This window comes from Aquirufa nivalisilvae (assembly GCF_004307455.1).
GTDB classification, from domain to species: Bacteria; Bacteroidota; Bacteroidia; order Cytophagales; family Spirosomataceae; genus Aquirufa; species Aquirufa nivalisilvae.
The window spans coordinates 1-21,906 of the sequence record NZ_SEWX01000003.1 but is presented as its reverse complement, the minus strand read 5'-3'; the positions used below and the strand labels follow the sequence as shown (position 1 = coordinate 21,906).

Here is a 21,906-nt window from a genome sequence, read left to right as displayed (position 1 = left end):
CAAATAATTTGACAGCCCTCTTTGAAAATTAACCCTATGGCATTACACCTTGACAATACTACTCAACAAAATGTAAATCAATGGCTTTCTGGAGCCTATGATGCAGAAACAAAATCTCAAATCCAACACTTAATTGATCAAGAAGATCAAGTTACTTTAACCGATTCCTTTTATAAATCTTTGGAATTTGGAACGGGTGGAATGAGAGGCGAAATGGGCGTTGGATGCAATCGTATGAATCGCTATACGGTGGGTGCAGCCACGCAAGGCTTCGCAAATTATTTATTAACGGTTTTAGGTAATCAAAAAATCAAAGTGGCTATTGCCCACGATTCAAGAAACAACTCCCCAGAATTTTGCCGGATTGCAGCCGATATTTTTACAGCCAATGGCATTGAAGTGTATTTGTTTCCAGCGCTTCGTCCAACGCCACAGCTTTCCTTTGCCGTGCGACATTTAGGATGTCATGCAGGAATCGTGATTACAGCTTCCCATAATCCGAAAGAATATAACGGCTATAAAGCCTATTGGTCAGACGGTTCTCAGGTTGTAGCTCCGCACGATAAAAACATTGTGGCTGAAGTAAACGCTATTCTTTCCGTAGATGACATCAAGTTTCAAGGGAATGATGCTTTATTGCATCTCTTGGATGATCAAATCGATCAGGAATACTTAAAAACCATTCAAGCCAATTGCCGTCAGCCCGAGGTAATTCAGCGTCAAAAAGATTTGAAAATTGTATTTTCTCCCATTCATGGAACAGGGATTACATTAGTTCCTAAAGCACTGGCATTATTAGGTTTTACATCCGTTCATGTGGTTAAGGAGCAAGCTGAACCCAATGGAAATTTCCCAACGGTCATTTATCCGAATCCTGAGGAAAAAGAGGCAATGACATTAGCCTTAAATCAGGCAAAAGCATTAGATGCCGATTTAGTAATAGCCACTGACCCAGATGCAGACCGAGTTGGGGCAGCGGTAAAGAGCCCAAGTGGTGAATGGCAGTTATTGAATGGAAATCAAATGGCTAGTTTGATTTTATATTATTTACTAAAGGTCGACAAAAACCTAGGTCGATTGACAGGCAAGGAATTTGTGGCTAAAACCATCGTGACTACCGATTTGATCGATAAAATGTGTGCTCAACAAGGGGTACCTTGCTATAATACGCTAACGGGATTCAAATACATTGCCCAGGTAATTCGTGAATTAGAAGGCAAAGAGAAGTTCATTGGTGGTGGAGAGGAGTCCTATGGCTATTTAATTGGTGATGCTGTGCGTGATAAAGATGCGGTGGCATCATGTGCCATGATTGCAGAATTAACCGCTTATGCGAAAGATCAAGGCAAATCGCTTTTCGATTTTCTAGCAGAAATGTACATTGAGAATAACTTCTATTACGAAGGCTTAATATCCTTAACTAAAAAAGGTAAGGCAGGAGCTGAAGAAATCAAGCAGATGATGATTAATCTTCGTTCCAACGTGCCTGCTAGTGTGGCGGGAAGTAAACCAGTGAAGGTATTGGATTACGAGGGCTTACAAGCTACTGATTTGACAACAGGACAAGTTAGTCCAATTATAGAAGGTAGAGGTATTGAGGCTTCTAATGTTATTCAATTGATTTTAGCTGATGGTTCAAAGGTTTCGGCAAGACCATCGGGAACGGAGCCTAAAATCAAGTTCTATGTTTCGGTCAATGCCCCTTTAGCTTCAGCTGCTGATTTTGATGCGACGTTTACTGCATTACAAGCTAAAGTTAAAACCATTCAGGAGGATTTAGGACTTAAATAAAGATTGCTTGTCATTGAAAAATGATACGACAATATGTTAACAAAAAACCCAGGCAAATTGTCTGGGTTTTTTGGTGTTATAAAGGGATTCAACGCTTTTTTTTCTAACGCTGTCAAGGTTCCAAACCTTGACAGCGTTGAGCGTTGTAACGTTTTTCAAACAAATTATATTGTCCAATAAATTGATATTAGGCCAATTTAAACTCCGAAGTAAAATGGAATTCAATCTCTGGATTATTCGTTTGGTTCATCCGTAAAATCCAGTCGGATTCAGCTAAAAACACATAATTACCGTCCTTATCTTGAGCGATATTTTGTCCTTTCAAACGCACAAACTCCTGTAGTTTCTTTGGATCTTCAGAAGTTATCCAGCAAGCTTTGCTAACCTGCATGCCGTCAAAACGACATTTTGCTCCATACTCATGCTCCAAACGATATTGAATAACTTCGTATTGCAAATCTCCAACGGTTCCTACAATTTTTCGGTTACCTAATTGAGGTTGAAGGAATAATTGGGCTACCCCCTCATCGGTCAATTGGTCAATTCCCTTTTCCAATTGCTTGGCTTTCATGGGGTCTAAATTGATCAATTCCTTGAATATCTCGGGTGAAAAATTAGGAATACCTTGGTAGTTTAACACTTCTCCTTCCGTCAAGGTATCTCCAATCTTAAAGTTACCTGTATCATATAGACCAATGACATCACCTGGGAATCCTTCTTCAATCACCTCCTTCTCCTGAGCCATGAAATTATAAGGATTGGCAAAGCGGACATTCTTTTTCAAACGAATGTGCTGATAAAAAGTATTTCGTTGAAATACACCTGAACAAATACGTAAAAAGGCGATTCTATCCCGATGTTTTGGGTCTAAGTTGGCATGTATTTTAAATACAAAGCCCGTAAATTTCTTCTCAGCTGGCTCCACTACACGTACATCGGTTCCACGTGCCTGCGTTGGCGGGGCAATCTTGGTAAACGTATCTAATAGTTCTTGTATACCAAAATTGTTCACTGCTGAACCAAAAAATACAGGTGCAATTTCACCAGATAAATATTCAGCTCGATCGAATGGCTCATAGACACCTTCAATCAACTCCACATCTTCGCGCAATTGTGCCGCGTCTTTATCCCCTACTCTTGCGTCCAATTCTGGCGTGTGAATATCTACTGCCACTACATTTTTTTCAATTTTGGTTTTATTGGCTGAAAACAAATTCAAGGAACGATCCAACAAATGGTATACACCTTTGAAATTTGAACCCATATTAATAGGCCATGTCAATGGACGCACTCGAATGGACAACTTTTGTTCCAACTCATCCAATAAATCAAATGGGTTTTGACCTTCACGGTCCATTTTATTGATAAAAATAATCACGGGAGTTTTACGCATTCGACAAACCTCCATCAAACGTTCCGTTTGTTCCTCTACCCCTTTCACGCAATCAATGACCAAAATAACGGAGTCTACTGCTGTTAAAGTTCGATAGGTATCCTCGGCAAAGTCCTTGTGACCGGGTGTATCCAAAATGTTGATTTTCACACCTTGGTAATCAAAAGTCATCACAGAAGTTGCCACCGAGATACCCCTTTGGCGTTCAATTTCCATGAAGTCGGAAGTTGCCCCCTTCTTGATTTTATTGGATTTAACCGCACCAGCTGTTTGGATTGCTCCCCCAAAAAGAAGCAATTTTTCCGTTAAGGTTGTCTTTCCGGCATCGGGGTGGGAGATAATTCCAAAGGTTCTTCTTTTGGCAATTTCGGCTGCGAGCTTACTCATTTAATGACTATTTTAATTCAGGTTGCAAAAGTACAGCAAAAAAAAATGGCACCCAATTTGGGTGCCAAATATTACTCGTTGAATAACTTAGTTCTTCTGATTCAGGTTACTATGTTTTTTACTGTATGCAAAGTAAACGATGATACCTAAAGAGCCCCAAATTAAGAATGACAACTTGGTTTCAGTACGTAATCCCCACATTAAATATAGATTACATAAGATACCTGCCGTAGCTACAAATGGCAACCAAGGTGCTCGGAAAGGACGCTCAATATTGGGTTCTCTAACACGCAATAACCACACTGCTCCACAAATCATGGCGAAGGCTAACAAAGTACCTGAACTGCACATTTCTGACACTTTATCAATAGGAGTAAGTGCGGAAACTACAGAAACAATCCCTCCAACAAAAATCGTGCTTTTCCAAGGTGTTTTGAATTTCGGGTGAATGGCTCCAAACAACCCTTTTGGCAATAAACCGTCTTTGGCCATACCTAAGAAGATACGTGTTTGAGATAACATCATAACAAGCATCACCGAAGTTAAACCTGCGGTAGCTGCGATGGTCACAATGTACATGGCGATAGGCAAACCTGCACCTTCAAAGGCTGAAGCAACCGGTGCTTTCAAATCCAAGGTGTCATATTTTACCATCCCTGTTAAAACTAAGGATACCAAAATATACAAAAGTGTACAAATCAATAATGAAGCAATAATGGCAAAAGGAATATCTTTGGTCGGGTTAATCGCCTCTCCAGCCTGTGTAGACACTGCATCAAAACCTATATAGGCAAAGAAAATAATACTAGCGGCTGTGACAACACCATTAAAACCATAGTGCTGAGCTCCTGAATCATCAATGACTGCATCTGGAATAAATGGATGCCAATTAGCTGTATCCACATAAAATGCCCCTACAACAATAACAAAAATAACGGCCGCTACTTTCATAATAACGATTAAGTTATTAGTACTAGCTGCCTCTTTTATTCCTTTTACTAAGACCCAAGTTACACCCCAAACAATTAAGAAAGCGGGTAAGTTGAAAGCAAAGGCAAAATCAGGTACAACTTCCCCAGCTGCACGCAGCTTCTCTGCTTTTTCTGCAGCAGTAACAGGGTCATTGGTCAAATAAATCGGTAAGTTAATGTTGAAGAGATGTAATAGTTTTTCAAAGTACCCAGACCAGGCCACAGCCACCGTAGTAGCACCCATCATGTATTCCAATATAAGGTTCCATCCAATGAACCAAGCAAAAAATTCACCCACTGTACCATATGAATAGGCATAAGCGGAGCCTTCTACAGGCAAAATCGAAGCAAATTCAGCATAACATAATGCTGCAAACGTACAAGCTACTCCAGCCATCACAAATGACAAAGCTAAAGCTGGACCTGCCCAATCATGGGCAGCAATTCCTGTCAAGGTAAATATACCTCCACCAATAACGGCTCCAATACCTAAAGAGGTCAAAGCCCATTTTCCAAGAACACGTTTTAATTGATTGTTTTTGACATCGGCAGCATAGGCTTCCAACGGTTTTTTTCTCCAAATACTGTTGCTCATAGCATCAAATTTTTAAATGGAAATCATTAAAAAGCCGGTGCAATTTTTGCACCGGCCTAATGAATTTATTTCTTTTCTTTTTTCGACGAACCCAAGTCGATTACAATAGGTGCAGCTACAAATATAGAAGAATATGCACCAAATACAACGCCTATAAACATAGCGAAAGAGAAACCTCTTAATACATCACCACCAAAGAATAACAAGACTGTTACTACTAAGAATACGGTTGTGGCTGTCATAACCGTACGAGACATCGTATGGTTAATCGACTCGTTAATGGTTTTAATCATCAATGGCTTATTGTTCATATCTGGATTCACACCAATTTCCTCACGAATACGGTCGAATACTACCACGGTATCATTGATCGAATAACCAATTACCGTCAAGATCGCTGCAATGAATACTTGGTCTACTTCTAATTCAAATCCAAACAAACGAACGATACCCACCATACCTAATACCACTAAAGTATCGTGTAATAAGGCAATAATACCTCCCAATGAATATTGCCATTTGCGGAAACGAATCAAGATGTAAATAAAAATAGCAATCAAAGCGTAGAATATTGACACAAAGGATTGGGTTAAGATATCATCCGCCACTGTAGCACCTACTTTAGATTCTGACAAAATCTTAGGATTGCTACCTGCAAAATCTTTCAAACCTTTTTCCAAAGCAGTTCTCACAGTATGATTCGCTTGGATAGACTCATCTTCTACCAAATAAGAAGTCGTTACTTTCAATTTAGTTTGACCATTATAAGTCTTCACTTCTGATCCTACGCCATTGAAATCATCTTTTAGAGCTTCTTTCACTAATCCTGCTTCTACTGGCTTAGAGAACTCCACTACATAAGAACGACCTCCTTTAAAGTCGACACCTAGGTTGAATCCACCTTGCATAAACAAGACTACAGCTCCAACAGTAATTAAGCCCCAAGAAAACCAGTAAGAATATTTACGTTTTCCGATGAAATCAAAATTCATGCCTTTGAAAAGATCTCTAGAAATAAAGGTCTCAAAAGTCATTTCTTTTTCTTTACCTGCCTTAATCGCACGTTTAGCCATCCAATCGATGAAGATGTGTGATAAGTAAACAGCCGTAAATACAGAAGTCACCAAACCAATACAAAGTGTTACTCCAAATCCTTTAACAGAACCTGAACCGAAAATAATCAAAATCACACCCACTAAAACAGTGGTAATGTTACCATCCAAAATCGCACTTAATGCCTTTTCATATCCTAAGTTAATGGCCTCTAACAACCCTTTGCCTTTATGCAATTCTTCACGAATACGTTCGTTGATCAATACGTTTGCATCGACTGCCATACCTAAGGTTAATACAACCCCAGCAATACCTGGTAAAGTCAAAGAAGCTTGAATTTGAACTAAAACTCCAGCAATAAAGAATAAGTTGAAGAATAAAGATAAGTTGGCCATCCAACCTGGAGTACCGTAATAACCTACCATGAAGATAATCACTAATAACAAGCCTAGCGCCATGGATAAATACCCTTGGTCAATCGCTTCATTTCCCAATGATGGTCCAATAAATGCATCTTCTACGATACGTGTTGGAGCTGGCAATTTACCTGCTTTCAACACATTGGCTAAGTCTTTTGCCTCCTCTACAGTAAAGTTTCCTGAAATAGAAGAACGACCGCCTGGAATTTCTCCATTAATTACTGGAGCTGAATATACATAACCATCTAACACAATGGCAATACGACGGCCCACATTAGCACCTGTTAAGTTTTTCCATATACGTGCACCTGTTCCATTCATAGACATTGTTACTTCTGCACGACCTGTTTGATCAAAATCTTGAGCTGCATCAGTAATTACATCTCCTTCTAATGGAGCAGATTGACCTTCTCCTTTTTTCAAGGCTTCTAAACTCAAAATTTCATCTCCGTTGGTAGCAGGTGTACCTTTAGCTGACCAAGCAAATGTTAAATTAGCAGGGAAGAATCCTTTTACTTCAGGACGACGGAATAAGGCATTTACACGAGCTGTATCCTTACGATACACGCCAACACCATTACCCATTTGAACAAATAGTTTAGTCAAAGCATTACCAGCGGCTGTATCAGCTTTGGCTTTTCCTGAATCTGCTTTAGGAGCAGAAGTTAATTGAGATGCTAAAGCGTTAGCTGAAGTATCCTTAGTAGCTGCTGCAGGTGCTGCAGTACTTGCTACAGGTGCTTTTGTTTCTTGCTCCAATAAAGAACCCAAGGCATTTAAGCCGGCACCGTATTCGTTCAATTCATAGCACTCAATAAACTCTAATTTAGCGGCTCCTGACAATAATTTACGAGCACGTTCTGGATTATCAACACCTGGAAGCTCTACCTGAATACGGTTTGAACCTGGTAAACGTTGAATGTTAGGGTTAGCTACACCAAATTTGTCGATACGTGCTTGGATAATTTTATAAACACGATCTACAGCTCCATCAATTTCAGCGTTGATTACCTTCTTAACCTGTGAATCAGATGAAGTTGAGCTGATTTTCCCACGGTTCACTGAATTAGCAAATACCGAAGCTAACTTTTGGTTAGGAGCAATTTTAGCAAAAGCAGCATAGAACAACTCATTGAAAGGCAATGTTGAATTCACTTGTTGCTTAGTAGCCTCAGCAATAGCCTTCTCAAAAGTTGGGTCATTACTCTTTCCTGATAATGCACGCAAAATTTCATCGGGTGAAACTTCTAATACGGCATGTAAACCACCTTCTAAGTCAAGACCTTTTTGTAAAGCATATTGAGTTACCTCTTGGAAAGTATAACCTAAATACACAGGTTGCTTCCAAAGAGAGTCAATAAAATGTAAACGCTTAGCAGGATCATACTTACCATCTTTGGTAGTCGCATATGATATGGCTTGATCACGCAATTGATTCGCTTTCCAAGTGAAGGAAAGGAAAAAGATACATAGGGCTGAAATAATTGTAGACAGCCATATAATGGCACTTTTGTAACGCATAATTGTAAATTAAAAATGAAATGAAATAAGAATAAAATTGTCTAAAATATCAGACAATTCTCAAGGGGCCAGAGTGGCAATAAATTGGGTAAATAGAATGCTCAGAATTTGAGCACGAGGTAATGCAATGGGTAATTTAAAAGCATGTAAGGTTTCCTGAAAACTAGGAATCGTAATTTGCTGAAAGCTCCAATCAGTGGGGAAATCCAATTGCAGATTACTACTCACCTGATATACAGGCTGTTCCGCCTTTACAATCGTCTCTTGGCTAGTATTCTTTTTGCTAGATGGAATTTTTTTCTCTGTTTTCACCACCTTTTTTTCTGCTGAAAACAGAGAAATAGGGTTTGCTACCAACCAGAATAGGACAGGTAGGAATAAAAACAATTGAAAAAAGTTGACCTTCTTTTGCATGATGAGGAGCAAAAATAGGATATTTTTTTTACAATTCCATTTCCCGTAGGATAAGATTAAAATTTGTAAATTTGCCAAACAAAACCCGTGAGCATGTTGGCATACCTGGATCCTATTCACATTCATTCCTTTATTCAAGCTGCCTTGAAAGAGGATGTTGGCCCTGGAGATTATACAACTCTGGCCACAGTGAATCAAGATGCCCAAGGAAAAGCGCAATTACTTGTCAAAGATGAAGGTGTTTTAGCCGGAGTAGAGATGGCTTTGCACATATTTGAAGAAGTGGATCCAACTTTGCAAGTGCAAACTTTCATGACGGATGGAGCAAGTATCCAACATGGACAAATCGTATTAGAGGTTCATGGGAATGCCCAATCCATTTTAAAAGCAGAACGTTTGGTATTAAACTGCATGCAAAGAATGTCGGGAATAGCGACCTACACCAAACGTATGGTGAATATATTAGAAGGCACTCGTTCTCAATTATTGGATACACGTAAAACCACGCCTAATTTTAGAATAGCTGAAAAATGGGCATGCAAAATAGGTGGTGCTGTAAATCACCGCTTTGCGCTATATGACATGATCTTGATAAAAGATAACCATGTTGATTATGCCGGTGGAATTAAATCAGCATTAGAAAAAGCATTAAACTATAACCAATCCCATCAATTGGGATTAGCGATTGAAATAGAGGTAAGAAATGAATCGGAATTAGATGAGGTCTTGAAAATTGGGGGTGTTCAACGTATTATGTTAGACAATTTCAGTCCAGATCGTCTTCGAGATGCCATTCGAAAAATTAACGGAAGATTCATTACAGAAGCTTCTGGAGGAATTACAGAAAGCACCTTACGAGCTTATGGTGAAACAGGTGTCGATTATATATCCATGGGGGCATTAACCCATCAAATCAAGAGTTTAGATCTTAGCTTAAAAGCAAAAAAAGCATGAATTTAACGGAAGAAGCAGCCGAAGTAGGTTATATCAGTAGATCCGCACCTAAGGGCACTGAATTAATTGAAGCCATTAAAAAATTAAAGGCTGAAAAAAATGCAGTGATTTTAGCACATTATTATGTAGATGGAGAAATCCAAGAACTAGCTGATTTTGTGGGCGACAGTTTAGGATTGTCACAAGCTGCTGAAAAAACAACAGCCGACTTAATCGTTTTTTGTGGCGTACACTTCATGGGAGAAACGGCCAAAATATTAAACCCAAGTAAAAAAGTAGTTGTTCCCGATTTTAATGCGGGATGCTCTTTAGCTGATTCTGTACCTGTTGAGGAATTTGCTGCGTTAAAAGCCAAGCATCCTAATGCAGTGGTGGTTAGTTACATCAACTGTTCAGCCGAGATCAAGGCCATGACTGACATCATTTGCACCTCTTCCAATGCGGTTCAAGTGGTGGAATCTATCCCAAAAGAACAGGAAATCATATTTGCCCCTGATGCTAATTTAGGTAGGTATGTAGCTCATAAAACGGGCAGAGAGCTCATTTTGTGGGAAGGCGCTTGCATGGTGCATATTGATATTTCGTTGGACAAATTGAAACAATTACGCGTTGAATTCCCTGATGCCATGTTGATTGCCCATCCAGAATGCAAGGAGATGATTTTGCGTGAGGCTGATTATGTAGGTAGTACAACGGCCCTATTGAATTATGTAGAAAAGTCAGATCGACAAACCTTCATTGTGGCTACTGAAGCTGGAATTTTACATAAAATGAAAATGGCAGTTCCAAATAAGCATTTGATTCCTGCCCCTGCCAATGAACAAAACTCCTGCGCTTGCAGTGAATGTCCTTATATGAAAATGAATACCTTGGAAAAACTGTACAATGCATTGTACTATGAACTCCCTGAAATTCATTTGAGCGAAGAAATTCGAATTCCTGCCTATAAAGCACTAAAAGCAATGTTGGAAATTTCCAAGTAGTAAATGAAACAATGTGCTTGGTGCATGTCGCTTAGTTCTTCACTTTTAGAATTACCGACGAGATTTGTCGATGAGATTTGTCGATGAGATTTGTCAACTTTTGAAAAGTTGACAAATCTGTGTGAACGAGGAAGGACGTGGATGTGAATATGGGTGGGTATAGATATGTATAAGTGTGTGAATGTTAAATCCAACAGCTCAGCGCGCTCAAAGCTAACTTTTTTGAACCATATCATCCCGGACAAAACTGATAATTAATATCAGTTTATTGATGTAATTCAAACAAAGCCTCAATCTCAACAGGAATATTATCTGGTAAAGTTCCCATTCCTACTGCGCTACGAACCCCAATACCCATTTCCTCGCCCCAAACTTGAGCAAACAACTCACTACAACCATTAATAATATAGGGATGGCGTTCAAAATCGGAAGTACAATTAACCATACCCAACACCTTTACGACCCTTTTCACTCGGTCCAAACTACCTAATTGAGCCTTTAAAGTAGCCAAAATAGTCAAGCCGACCTGTTGAGCAGCTTGTTTCCCTTCCTCCATCGTAAAGGTATCTCCAATCCGACCAATGATTAATTGACCATTCGTTTGCACAGGTCCATGACCTGAAACATAATATAATTCTCCCATTTGAAGCCCTGGCTTATAAACGCCTAAAGGACTCGGTGCTGGTGGTAATGCCAAATTCAAGGCAGCAAAATTTTCTTCTGGTGTACGCTTATCCATATAATTGATGTATTATTTCTGAAATTAAACCTGTCCAGCCCGTTTGATGACTGGCCCCTAAACCTTTTCCTGTATCTCCATCGAAATACTCAAAAAACAACATGGAATCCCTAAAATTCTCATCCTCTTGCATCTTTTCATAGCTCCCATACATCGGGATCCTGCCTTCTTTATTCGGAATAAATAAATCCAATAAACGCTTAGAGACTCCCTCTGCTGCATCTTTGATATTAACCATCACGCCTGAGTTCGTAGGAAACTCTACTTCATAGTCCGTTCCATAATAATCCGAGAATTTCCTTAAAGAGTCAATAATCAGGAAGTTCATCGGAAACCAAATAGGTCCTCGCCAATTGGAATTACCTCCAAACATGTCACCCGTTGATTCCGCAGGATCATAATTCACTTGAATGGTTCCTCCATCGTAAATAAACTTGTAAGGGTTTTGTTGATGGTATTTAGACAAAGTTCTTATGCCAAAATCGGATAAAAACTCAGTTTCATCAAACATGCGTTTCATGATCATTTTCATACGATGACCACGCAAAATAGATAACAAGCGACTTTCTCCCTTACCTGGTTCATACCAGCGAGAAATCAAATTGGCTAAATCCGGTCGGTTATTCAGTACCCACTCTACCCGTCTTTTAAACTGCGGCAGTTTTTCCAACATTTCTGAAGTTAATACTTCCACTGCAAACAATGGAATTAAACCCACCATGGAGCGCAGCTTCAACAACATCAAACTACCATCTTCTTTATGCAACATATCATAATAGAATTGGTCGTCCTCATCCCAAAGATTCAATTTATCTCCACCAATGGCCTGCATTGCTCCAGCAATATGTAAAAAGTGCTCAAAAAACTTGGAAGCCATATCTTGATACACAGGCTTTTCAATGGAAATTTCACAAGCAATGCGCAACATATTCAAGCTGTACATGGCCATCCAACCCGTTCCGTCAGCTTGCTCTAGATGTCCTCCCGTAGGCAAAGTGGCAGATCGGTCAAAAACACCAATATTATCCATCCCCAAAAAGCCTCCTCCGAAAATATTATTCCCTCCCTCATCCTTCAGGTTTACCCACCAAGTGAAGTTCAATAAAAGTTTATGGAAAATTCTTTCTAAGAATGTCAAATCACCCACCCCTCCATTCATCTGCTTATCTATCTCATACACTTTCCAAGTCGCCCAAGCATGTACCGGAGGATTCACATCCGAAAATGACCATTCATAAGCTGGAATTTGCCCGTTGGGATGCATGTAATATTCACGTAGAATTACCGCCAACTGACGTTTTGCAAAATCTGGATCTAACCTAGCTAAAGGCAAGGTATGAAACGCCAAATCCCAGGCCGCAAACCAGGGATACTCCCATTTATCTGGCATGGATAATATATTGGCTGCATACATATGCCGCCAAGTACTATTTCTACCCACTTTCCTACTCGGATGTGGTGGTGGCATAGACGGATCCCCTTTAATCCATTCAAATACATTATAGTAATACCATTGCTTCGTCCATAGCATTCCTGCATAGGATTGACGTTGAATATCACGTAATTTTTCCTCCTTTACATTGCCATGCATGTCATCATAAAATGCATTAGCTTCATCAACCCTAGTGGAATAAACAGCATCAAAGTCCTCAAAAGGATGCTGCATGGATTGGTTAGTTAATCGAAGGCGGAATACTTTTTTACCACCTGCAGGAATTTTTGCCGAAAAACGAACAGCTGCCTTGCTTCCTATATTATTAGGATTAATCGAATTCTTAGCCTTATTAACTATGTAATCATTGATGCCGTCTTTCACAAAATGACTCAAATTGGGGGAGTCGTGCAAGCGACGGAAATTAGTTTCGTTATCACAAAACAAAAACTCGTCAGCATTCTCTGCATATAGCTTAAAACGACCCACCACTCGATGATCAACCTCAATAAATGAATGACCCACTCCAGTTAATAAAGGCTTGTATTTATAATTTTCATACCCCCAACACCAAGTATTTCGATACCAAATGGTTGGCAAAACCGTAATGGGAGCCGCTACTTTAGCCCTATTTTCAACAGTAACTTTGATTAATATATCTTGCTCATCTGCTTTGGCATACTCCATTTTGATATCAAAATATTCATTTCGATCAAAAATACCCGTATCCAACAACTCATATTCAGGCTCCAAACGAGTCCTTTTTTTACTTTCGTCAATCAGTTTTTGATAAGGAAAAGCTTGATGAGGGTATTTATAGCTCATGCGCATGTAGGAATGCGTAGGGGTAGAATCCTCGTAATAATACAATTCCTTGACATCTTCCCCGTGGTTAGATTCCCCACCTGTCAAACCAAAAAAACGCTCCTTTAAAATATGATCTTTATGATTCCAAAAAGAGAAAGCGAAGCAAACATGTTGCTTATTATCTGAAATTCCACCAATGCCTTCCTCTCCCCAGCGATAAGCCTTGGAACGCGCCATATCGTGAGTAATGGAGTCCCAAGCATTTCCATGAGCCGAATAATCCTCACGTACTGTACCCCATTGTCTTTCTGTTAAATATGGCCCCCACTTCTTCCAACCTTTATTGTCATTCCGAGTTTTTAATCGTGCACGCTCCGCTCCTAGTTCCGACATATCTTTTAATTTGTATGAATAAATGCAAATCGCAAAGTTATTGATTTCAAGCAGATTCGAAATAGAATCCAAGACGAATTCAAAACTACCGTCAAAAAATACTATTGTCCAAAGAAATTAATGCACAATCAGGTTCATATCCTACCTTTAATTCCTTCAAAATTCAATATATTGCTTATCAAACGGCCTCTTTTGTACCTTGAAAATCAAAATTCAAGCATTTCAATCATATTAAAAATGGACCTTTCTCGTTAATATTAGCAGGCCCATTAAGCACAATTGTCAATCATTTATGCAGTTTACTACTTCTTTTTCCATCCCTGAATCTTCCCAAAAAATAGAGTCTACATCTCAAGTTCTCAGCCTAGGTTCTTGCTTTGCCGAAAACATGGGCAAAAGAATGGAAAATTTACCCATAAACATCATTAACCAGCCATTTGGAACATTATTTCATCCCAATGCGATCCTAAAAGCCCTTCAAACGGATAAACTTTCTCCGATAGAATTAGTGAATCAACAGGGCATTTGGTTACATCCAGATTATCATTCTAGTCTTTGTGCTACGGACCCAACTGATTTGATGGAATTGATTCAGCAGCGTCAACAAGTAGTCAAAAGATGCCTCGGACAATCTCAGTTTTTATTGATCACTTGGGGGACGGCTTATTATTATTGGGATAAAAAATTAAAAAGACCTATCGCCAATTGCCATAAACAAACTGCTAATTCTTTCGAAAAACGCTTGTCGACCGTCGATGAAATAGTAAACAGCTTTCAAGATTTTATACAAAAAATAGGCAAGAAAAATCCTGAATTGCGTATCATTCTAAGCGTTTCTCCCGTTAGACACACGAAAGATGGGATACCAGAAAACGCAGTTTCCAAAGCAATACTTCGTTTGGCAGCCGAAACCTTGAAAAACAATCATGCTCAAGTGGAGTATTTCCCAGCATATGAAATCATGATGGATGAACTGCGAGATTATCGTTTTTATGCATCCGACATGATTCATCCCAATAACACGGCAGAAGAATATATTTGGCAAAAATTCACAGAATGCTATTTCAGTAAGGACTTATTGAACATTGAAAAAAAATGGAAATCTGTTTTCCAAACCCTAAACCATCAATTCCATCCAGCCAAAAAAGCACTTTATTTGCAAAGTTTAGCACAATGTAAAGCCGAATTTTCAAGTCCTTCCCTCAGCTATGATTCCAGCAAAATAGTCCAAGCCATTCAAGCTCGAATTTTATCAATTAGTTAATTTTGAAAGGCCAACAAAGGTGAAAATACCTTATATTTGAGGTTTGATAGAGATAAAGCATTCATGGGAGAATTAAGCGTAAGTAAAGAAATCATTTTAGGTGCCTTAAGTACCGTTCAAGAGCCCGACCTTAAAAAGGATTTGGTCACTTTGGGCATGATTAAAGATGTGGAATTAGGTATTGGTGAAGTTCGTTTCACTGTTGTATTAACGACTCCAGCCTGTCCATTAAAAGAAAAAATCAGACAAGATTGCGAGGAAGCCATCCATCGTTTGGTACACCCTGACCTGAAAATAAGCATCAATATGACGGCAGAAGTGACGAGTTTAGCTTCTTCTGACCCATTGATTCCTGGAGTAAAAAATGTGATTGCCGTAGCTTCTGGCAAAGGAGGAGTAGGTAAATCAACAGTTACGGCCAACCTAGCCATGGCTTTAAAACAAAGTGGTGCTAAGGTCGGAATTTTAGATGCAGATATTTCAGGCCCTTCCATTCCTGTGATGTTTGGTGCGGAGGAATTACAACCTTTGGTTCAAGAAGTCAATGGTAAAAACCGCATTCAACCCATCATGCAATATGGCATAAAAATGATTTCCATGGGCTTTTTAGCTCCTAGTGATAGTCCTGTGCCTTGGAGAGGTCCCATGATGACGCAAGCCTTACGTCAGTTTTTTGGAGATACCAATTGGGATGAATTAGATTATTTATTGATTGACCTACCTCCAGGGACTTCTGATATTCACTTAACTTTAGTTCAATTGATTAAACTGACAGGTGCGGTTATTGTAACTACTCCACAAAAAGTAGCTTTATCAGATGCCACCAAAGGTTTGCAGTTCTTCAATCAAGCAGGCATCAATGTGCCCATTTTAGGTTTAGTTGAAAATATGGCCTATTTTACACCTGCGGAATTACCCGATAACAAGTATTACTTATTCGGTAAAGATGGAGGTAAAAAATTGGCAGAAAAATACAAAGTGCCTTTCTTAGGTGAAGTTCCTTTAATTCAAGCCATCCGTGAAGCGGGGGATGAAGGTAAGCCTATAGCCTCAACGGAAGGACCAAGTGCCACGGCATTTGCGACCATTGCTGCTAATTTAGCCCAACAAATTGCTATTAGAAACGCGTCTACGCCACGTCAATAATCCATGGAAAACCACCCTCTATACTCTAAAGTACAAGCAGCCCTTGATTCCATACGGCCCTATCTGATTGCCGACGGTGGCAATGTGGAAATCGTTGAGATTACGGAAGACAATCGCCTAAAACTTAATTTATTAGGTGCTTGTAAGTCGTGCAACATGTCTGCCATGACTTTTAAAGCCGGAGTGGAGGAAGCCATTCGCCGAGAAGTTCCCGAAATCATTTCAGTAGAAGAGTTAAGTCAAACCGTACAATCTTAAGTTGCATGATGCGCATTGGTATATTTTTTGGAGGACCTGCTCGTGAACGTGAAATCAGTTTTGCTGGTGGGAAAACAGCTATGGCTCACATCAACAAAGCCCTTTTTAAGCCTGTCCCCGTTTTTGTAGATAGTTTAGGTAATTTTATTTTAATCAACGAAGAACTAATTCATGCAAGTTCTATTCGTGATTTTTTTCCTCCTAAAAGATTTCAAGACGATATTTTCTCGGTGTACATAGAATCATTAAAAGATTTAACTGAGCAAGAATACCAACAAATCATTTCGGAAATAGGGCAAATAATACAACCCCATGAATTCCCTCAATACTTTGATTTTGTATTCCTAGCCATGCATGGCCCTGCTGCCGAAGATGGAAGCATCCAAGGTTTATTGGAATGGTTTGGCATACCTTATTCTGGACCTGGTTTACTAGGTTCTTCCATCGGTATCGACAAAGCCAAGCAAAATGATTGGTTAAAAAAGAGTGTTGGTTTAGATAAAAAATACTTTGTTCTTCAGCGAGAAGACTACGAAAAATACGGTAGAGAAACGCTATTTGAGCAAGTAAAAAAGGAAATTGGTATTCCTTTTGTTGCAAAAGCACCGCACCAAGGCTCTTCCATTGGTTTGGCTTTTGTGAAAAAAGATTCCTTAGAGGACTTCGACAAGGCCATCAAAAAGTGTTTATTTATCCAGGAGATTTACCGAGAAGATTGGTTGAATTTCACGGAAGACGATAAATTAGTTTTATTACAAAAAATGGTGAATTTGGACGAAGGAATCGGTTTTCCAGTCCGATTTAATCACCAAAACTACCAACACCCAGCCGACTTACTTGCCACTTTACAAGAGTATTTTAAACTAAGTGTCACTAAAGCCAGCATTCATTCCATCCATTCAGAAGATGCCATTTTGTTAGAATCTTTTGTCAATGGAAATGAATTTAGTTGTGGGGTGATTCAAAGTCCCAAAGGTGATACAGTTGCCCTTCCTCCTACCGAAATTGTCATTGATGAATCGGTAGAAGTGTTTGATTTCAATGCCAAATATAAATCAAAAGCTACGCGCAAGCGCATTCCTATGGATGCTAGCTTAGCGGACTTACAAAAAATCCAAAAGATGGTTTGTCAGGCATTCGATGATTTAGGATTTGGTGTTTGTACTCGAATTGACGGTTTCTTATCAGAAGGAGGCGTTGTGGTTTTACATGACCCTAACACCATACCAGGCATGTCGCCCAGCTCCTTGATATTCAAGCAAATGGCAGAAATCGGCTTAACTATTACCGACTCTATCACCTATTTCATTCGCCAATCGTTAAGAGAGAGAATGCGTACAGGTAAAAATTATCACGCCATCCGCAAGCAATTAGAAGCATTAGACGCAGCTATCAAAGAAGAACTTTTGGCTCAAAGCCAACAAGAGAAAGTTCTTTTAGAGATAAGGGGCTATAATACGAACGAATTAGAAGAGAGTTTTGAAGCAGTAAAAAAACAAGCGCATGCCTTATCGGCCACCGGTAAGCAAGCTTTTATTGTTCAAACTCCCATGCTTTTAGAAGAAGGTGAGATATTAATTACTGTGAATACAGCTCAATGGAATAAAGATTCTGCTACAGAAATGTTAGAGTCTATTTCTAAAGGAGTACATCCTTTAATTGCCCAAACTCATCAATTAGCACAAGAAATCACTGAATTTTATACCAACATTAAAACGGCTTAATCTTATGGATATCAACCCATTACAATATCCAGTTGGCAAGTTTTCAGCCCCTGAAAACATCACTCCAGATATTAGAACTGCTTGGATCAAGACATTAGCAGAGTTTCCTGAAAAATTGAAACAAGCTGTAGCTGACATGTCAGATGAAACCTTAGCTAAACACTATCGACCTGGAGGCTGGACTGCGCGCCAGGTAATTCATCACGTCAATGATAGCCACATGAATTCTTTTATTCGTTTCAAACTAGCCTTGACGGAAGAAAATCCCATCATCAAACCCTATTCAGAGGGAGATTGGGCCAATTTACCCGATGGCAACGAAGCTCCTATCGAGTGGTCTTTGGAAGGAATTAAGTATGTGCATTTGCGTTGGGTCTATCTTTTAAACAAGCTCCAAGAATCTGATTGGGAAAAGGCCTATATTAATCCTGAAAGAGGCATTACTTATCCTTTGGACAAAGCATTAGGAATATATGCTTGGCACTGCGACCATCATTTGGCGCATGTCTTATCCGTTAAATAGAGAGAAGAAAGAGAGGATTAACTCTCTTTCTTTTTGTTTTGTTTGATTGTCTGTAATTGATTGACGCTCATCATTTGTTGCATGGTTCTTTGCATGTTATCAGCTGAACCATCTAGGAAGATTACATTTCCGTTCGACTGTTCTCCAAATTGTTTGATGGCTTCTGTCCACATCGAAAACAAAATCACTGAAGTATCTAAATTGGCCTGTTGCATCTCTCGAGCAGCATCCGACATCCCTTTGGCTACTTCTTGACGAAAAAGGGCAACGCCTTGTCCACGTAATTGAGCCGCTTCACGCTCCGCATTGGCAGAGATTTTGATGGCATTCCCTTCCGCTTCGGCAGCTTTGGTTTTGGTAATTAATAAGGCCTGACCTTCATTTTCAGCAGCCGCTTTTAAGTTATTGGAAGCCACTACTTGACTCATGGATTTTAGAATGACCTCGTCAAAAGTAATGTCATTCAATTGCAAATCTTGAAGGTGATAGCCCCATTCCTCCATCACTTGATCGATTTGGTCTTTCACATAAGAAACGATTTCCTTGCGCAGGCTTAAGATTTCACTTTGACGCTTGGTAGCCACAAAAGAACGAATGGAGCCTTCTACGGTTCTAACCAAAGTTTGCATGAGACTTTGGGCATCGATGAATTTGTAGGCCACATTCTTAATGGTTTCTTCTTCTTGGTTGATAACGGAATACAGCAGCATGGATTTAAAATACACATTAGCCTGATCAATAGTGATAGCCTGAAATTCCAATTCAATGGAACGATTTTGGATGGAAATAACTTTAAAGACGCTTTCAATCAGAGGTATTTTAAAATTCAAACCTGGATGCAGAATGCGCTGGTATTTACCAAACATGGATACAACGGCAATATTACCTTGTTGGACAGTCACCAAACTAAAGAATATCAGTAAGATGCCAATGATTCCGAAAACGAGTAAAGTAGTCATGGTTTTTAGGGGATTATAAATTACAAAAACAGCTTAAACTAGGGATTTTCCCTAACGAATCGTGGCAATAAATGATGAGTGGTATTAAGGTCAGTGAAATGGAAAAATTCTTGATTTATTTAGGTAGGAGTAATGTTATCTAATTGGAACTTTGTCAAATTTTGAAAATTTGACAAAGTTTAATTTGACAAAGCAAAGCATCACCAATCCCTAAACACAAATATCTAATCACCTTCCCTTCTCCACTTTCTTCTTATTCCAAGGTGCGGTCGTATTTTTAGCCATGTCGATCGCCAAGGCTACCATCAATAAGGTGAACAAAATGAGTACCCAGCGGAAAATTTTCTGATTTTTATTCATTAGACTACCTGTGGATTAAAATTAAAAACTAAATCTCCTGCCCCCTTACTTAATTCCGAGGGCGAGTCGGCATACTGAAAACGCAAATAACAACAGCCCCCCGTTTCCATCTGAATCAATGTACCTGAATAATAGGATGCCACGTAAGATATCGAAGGATTATGCGCCACCAAATAAATCACAGGCCTCGTTTGTTTTTCAATCAAATTCACATAATCAGGCCCAGAAGCTTGATACCAGCAAGGATCTAAATTAATGGGACCCAAAATCCCTAACTCACTTCGTAAAGCCGTAGCTGTTTCTACCGTTCTTTTAGCGTCCGAACATAACCATAAACCCGAAGGCAAATGAACCGATTTGAGCTTTTGGGCCAAAAGAATCATTTCTTCCATCCCTTGCAAGGATAGTTGACGCTCTTTGTCAGGCTGATCATAGGGCCCTGAATGGGCATGACGGATTAAAATGAGATCAATCATGATTCAAAATCAGCTTGAGTGATGAGTGGATATTCCCCTTTGGCATGTTTTTCCCCCATTTTAATATAATGAGGCGGACCGTATTTTAATCGCTCTATCTGCGATTCATTTAGCGTTTTAACTACCTTGGCTGGTGTACCTAGTACCAAAGAATAATCCGGTATTTCCATCCCTTCCGTCACCAAGGCATGTGCCCCAATCAGACAATATTTGCCTATTTTAGCTCGATTTAACACCGTGGCATGCATGCCGATCAAACTCCCCTCTCCTACTTCTGCACCATGCACAATAGCAGAATGCCCAACAGTCACGAATTTTCCAATGATGGTTTTATCCCCTTCATCTGCATGTAATACAGCATTATCTTGGACATTACATCCTTCACCCAAATGAATTTCCTCCACATCAGCCCGAATGACTGCACCGTACCAGATGGAGACATCAGGTGAAATAAAAACTCGGCCCATTACTGAGGCTGTTGGTGCAATGAATATCGCCATAGGAAGTAATTTAGGTTTGCATAATGCTGTAACCGAAAATTACTGATTAATTTCTGTCTTTCCATTTCCTTAAGCATTTTCTGATATTTGAAATCAGGAAAAACCTATTTGGGCGTCTAATGATTGAGATTCTGTCTTGTCCTGATATAGGTTGACAGTTTTTAGGACAACTCAGTTGGTAGTTGTCGAACATTAATATTTTGGATTTTCCGATATGTAATTATTGAATCAATACATGTTCTTTTATATGGCACCCTACTTTAATGCCATTACTTAGGCATTTCTTTTTTTTGAAAAAAAAGAAACAAAAAAAAACAGATGATTACGGTTAATCCTAAGACGAATTCTGCTTCGCAGAACCGATTATCTCTTCGCTTACGGCTTTAATCTTTGACGCCATCGCACATGGCCTATGCGCAGGGTCAAATATCCGCCTGCCGCTTCGCTCAAGCTTCGTTCCAATCTTTCGTTAGGATTAACCGTTCAATGTAGAATGTAGAAAATGTGATGTATCGTTTTTTGAAACGCTGTTCTACATATGTTATGTCGAACTACAAATCCAGAGGATCTACATTCCCCACCAATGGTAACTTAAAAAAGCCTATACTCTGGTAAAAGCGAATCGAAGATTCTTTTTATCAACAATTCGATATGCCTTGTAGAACATGTCGAATAGCAGAATTAATGTAGAGTGGAGAATGAAGGATGTAGAATGGATGTCAATGCCTGAAATAGGTTGACCGTTTAAAAGTAAAATTTTAAACTTAAAATCTATTAATTATGGCCAACAAAAAGTTGTATCTTCAAAGTGTGTCACAAAGACGTCTTCGTCATTTTAGTGACA

General features: G+C 39.3%; 18 protein-coding genes. 8 read left to right on the top strand and 10 right to left on the bottom strand.

What is annotated here, in order from left to right; translation table 11 throughout:
* The first annotated feature begins 36 nt into the window (after positions 1-36).
* Complete coding sequence (locus EWU22_RS05310) at positions 37-1,791, top strand: phospho-sugar mutase (protein WP_130924706.1); 1,755 nt, start codon at positions 37-39, stop codon at positions 1,789-1,791.
* Positions 1,792-1,978: 187 nt separating this feature from the next.
* Here the strand turns inward: EWU22_RS05310 and EWU22_RS05305 are convergent, their stop codons facing one another.
* The 4 genes from EWU22_RS05305 to EWU22_RS05290 all read right to left on the bottom strand — a co-directional run bounded on the left by EWU22_RS05305 (position 1,979) and on the right by EWU22_RS05290 (position 8,544).
* Positions 1,979-3,571 carry a peptide chain release factor 3 gene (locus EWU22_RS05305; protein ID WP_109322319.1) on the bottom strand — a complete coding sequence of 531 codons (1,593 nt, stop codon included), beginning with the start codon at positions 3,569-3,571 and terminating at the stop codon, positions 1,979-1,981.
* 87 nt (positions 3,572-3,658) lie between these two features.
* Entirely contained in the window at positions 3,659-5,137 is a 1,479-nt protein-coding gene (locus EWU22_RS05300) for an APC family permease (protein WP_130924705.1), read from the bottom strand.
* Positions 5,138-5,202: 65 nt separating this feature from the next.
* Positions 5,203-8,130: a protein translocase subunit SecDF gene (secDF, locus tag EWU22_RS05295; protein WP_130924704.1), complete on the bottom strand. Its 2,928-nt coding sequence runs from the start codon at positions 8,128-8,130 to the stop codon at positions 5,203-5,205.
* A gap of 60 nt (positions 8,131-8,190) precedes the next feature.
* Complete coding sequence (locus EWU22_RS05290) at positions 8,191-8,544, bottom strand: hypothetical protein (protein ID WP_130924703.1); 354 nt, start codon at positions 8,542-8,544, stop codon at positions 8,191-8,193.
* A 93-nt stretch (positions 8,545-8,637) separates the two neighbouring features.
* On the opposite strand from EWU22_RS05290, the gene nadC reads away from it, so the two are divergent.
* Positions 8,638-9,498, top strand: coding sequence for a carboxylating nicotinate-nucleotide diphosphorylase (nadC, locus tag EWU22_RS05285; RefSeq protein ID WP_394364559.1), 861 nt, complete (start codon positions 8,638-8,640; stop codon positions 9,496-9,498).
* The gene (gene nadA / locus EWU22_RS05280) at positions 9,495-10,481 is read left to right on the top strand and encodes a quinolinate synthase NadA (protein ID WP_109322315.1); all 987 of its coding nucleotides are present in this window, start codon (positions 9,495-9,497) and stop codon (positions 10,479-10,481) included. The genes nadC and nadA overlap by 4 nt, the downstream gene beginning before the upstream one ends.
* A 265-nt stretch (positions 10,482-10,746) precedes the next feature.
* Here nadA and EWU22_RS05275 read toward each other — a convergent pair whose 3' ends face one another.
* Both EWU22_RS05275 and EWU22_RS05270 read right to left on the bottom strand, forming a co-directional pair.
* Positions 10,747-11,220, bottom strand: a complete 474-nt coding sequence (locus EWU22_RS05275; RefSeq protein WP_130924702.1) for a RidA family protein — start codon at positions 11,218-11,220, stop codon at positions 10,747-10,749.
* The gene (locus tag EWU22_RS05270) at positions 11,213-13,852 is read right to left on the bottom strand and encodes an MGH1-like glycoside hydrolase domain-containing protein (RefSeq protein WP_130924701.1); all 2,640 of its coding nucleotides are present in this window, start codon (positions 13,850-13,852) and stop codon (positions 11,213-11,215) included. Before EWU22_RS05270 ends, EWU22_RS05275 begins: the two co-directional genes overlap by 8 nt.
* 292 nt (positions 13,853-14,144) lie before the next feature.
* On the opposite strand from EWU22_RS05270, the gene EWU22_RS05265 reads away from it, so the two are divergent.
* From EWU22_RS05265 to EWU22_RS05245, 5 genes are all read left to right on the top strand, one after another.
* Positions 14,145-15,116, top strand: coding sequence for a GSCFA domain-containing protein (locus EWU22_RS05265; RefSeq protein WP_130924700.1), 972 nt, complete (start codon positions 14,145-14,147; stop codon positions 15,114-15,116).
* A 63-nt stretch (positions 15,117-15,179) separates the two neighbouring features.
* Complete coding sequence (locus tag EWU22_RS05260; RefSeq protein WP_130924699.1) at positions 15,180-16,262, top strand: Mrp/NBP35 family ATP-binding protein; 1,083 nt, start codon at positions 15,180-15,182, stop codon at positions 16,260-16,262.
* A 3-nt stretch (positions 16,263-16,265) separates the two neighbouring features.
* On the top strand, positions 16,266-16,520 hold the full coding sequence (locus tag EWU22_RS05255; RefSeq protein ID WP_130924698.1) for a NifU family protein: 255 nt from the start codon (positions 16,266-16,268) through the stop codon (positions 16,518-16,520).
* Positions 16,521-16,525: 5 nt separating this feature from the next.
* The gene (locus EWU22_RS05250; protein WP_130924697.1) at positions 16,526-18,244 is read left to right on the top strand and encodes a D-alanine--D-alanine ligase family protein; all 1,719 of its coding nucleotides are present in this window, start codon (positions 16,526-16,528) and stop codon (positions 18,242-18,244) included.
* Positions 18,245-18,248: 4 nt separating this feature from the next.
* Positions 18,249-18,767 (top strand): YfiT family bacillithiol transferase, encoded by a 519-nt coding sequence (locus tag EWU22_RS05245; protein WP_109322308.1) that lies wholly within the window; start codon positions 18,249-18,251, stop codon positions 18,765-18,767.
* 17 nt (positions 18,768-18,784) lie between these two features.
* Here the strand turns inward: EWU22_RS05245 and EWU22_RS05240 are convergent, their stop codons facing one another.
* From EWU22_RS05240 to EWU22_RS05230, 4 genes are all read right to left on the bottom strand, one after another.
* Positions 18,785-19,726 (bottom strand): SPFH domain-containing protein, encoded by a 942-nt coding sequence (locus tag EWU22_RS05240; RefSeq protein ID WP_130924696.1) that lies wholly within the window; start codon positions 19,724-19,726, stop codon positions 18,785-18,787.
* A gap of 228 nt (positions 19,727-19,954) precedes the next feature.
* The gene (locus EWU22_RS13545; RefSeq protein ID WP_262495135.1) at positions 19,955-20,086 is read right to left on the bottom strand and encodes a hypothetical protein; all 132 of its coding nucleotides are present in this window, start codon (positions 20,084-20,086) and stop codon (positions 19,955-19,957) included.
* Entirely contained in the window at positions 20,086-20,562 is a 477-nt protein-coding gene (locus EWU22_RS05235; RefSeq protein ID WP_130924695.1) for a SixA phosphatase family protein, read from the bottom strand. Before EWU22_RS05235 ends, EWU22_RS13545 begins: the two co-directional genes overlap by 1 nt.
* On the bottom strand, positions 20,559-21,062 hold the full coding sequence (locus EWU22_RS05230) for a gamma carbonic anhydrase family protein (RefSeq protein ID WP_130924694.1): 504 nt from the start codon (positions 21,060-21,062) through the stop codon (positions 20,559-20,561). The genes EWU22_RS05235 and EWU22_RS05230 overlap by 4 nt, the downstream gene beginning before the upstream one ends.
* Positions 21,063-21,906 lie beyond the last annotated feature (844 nt).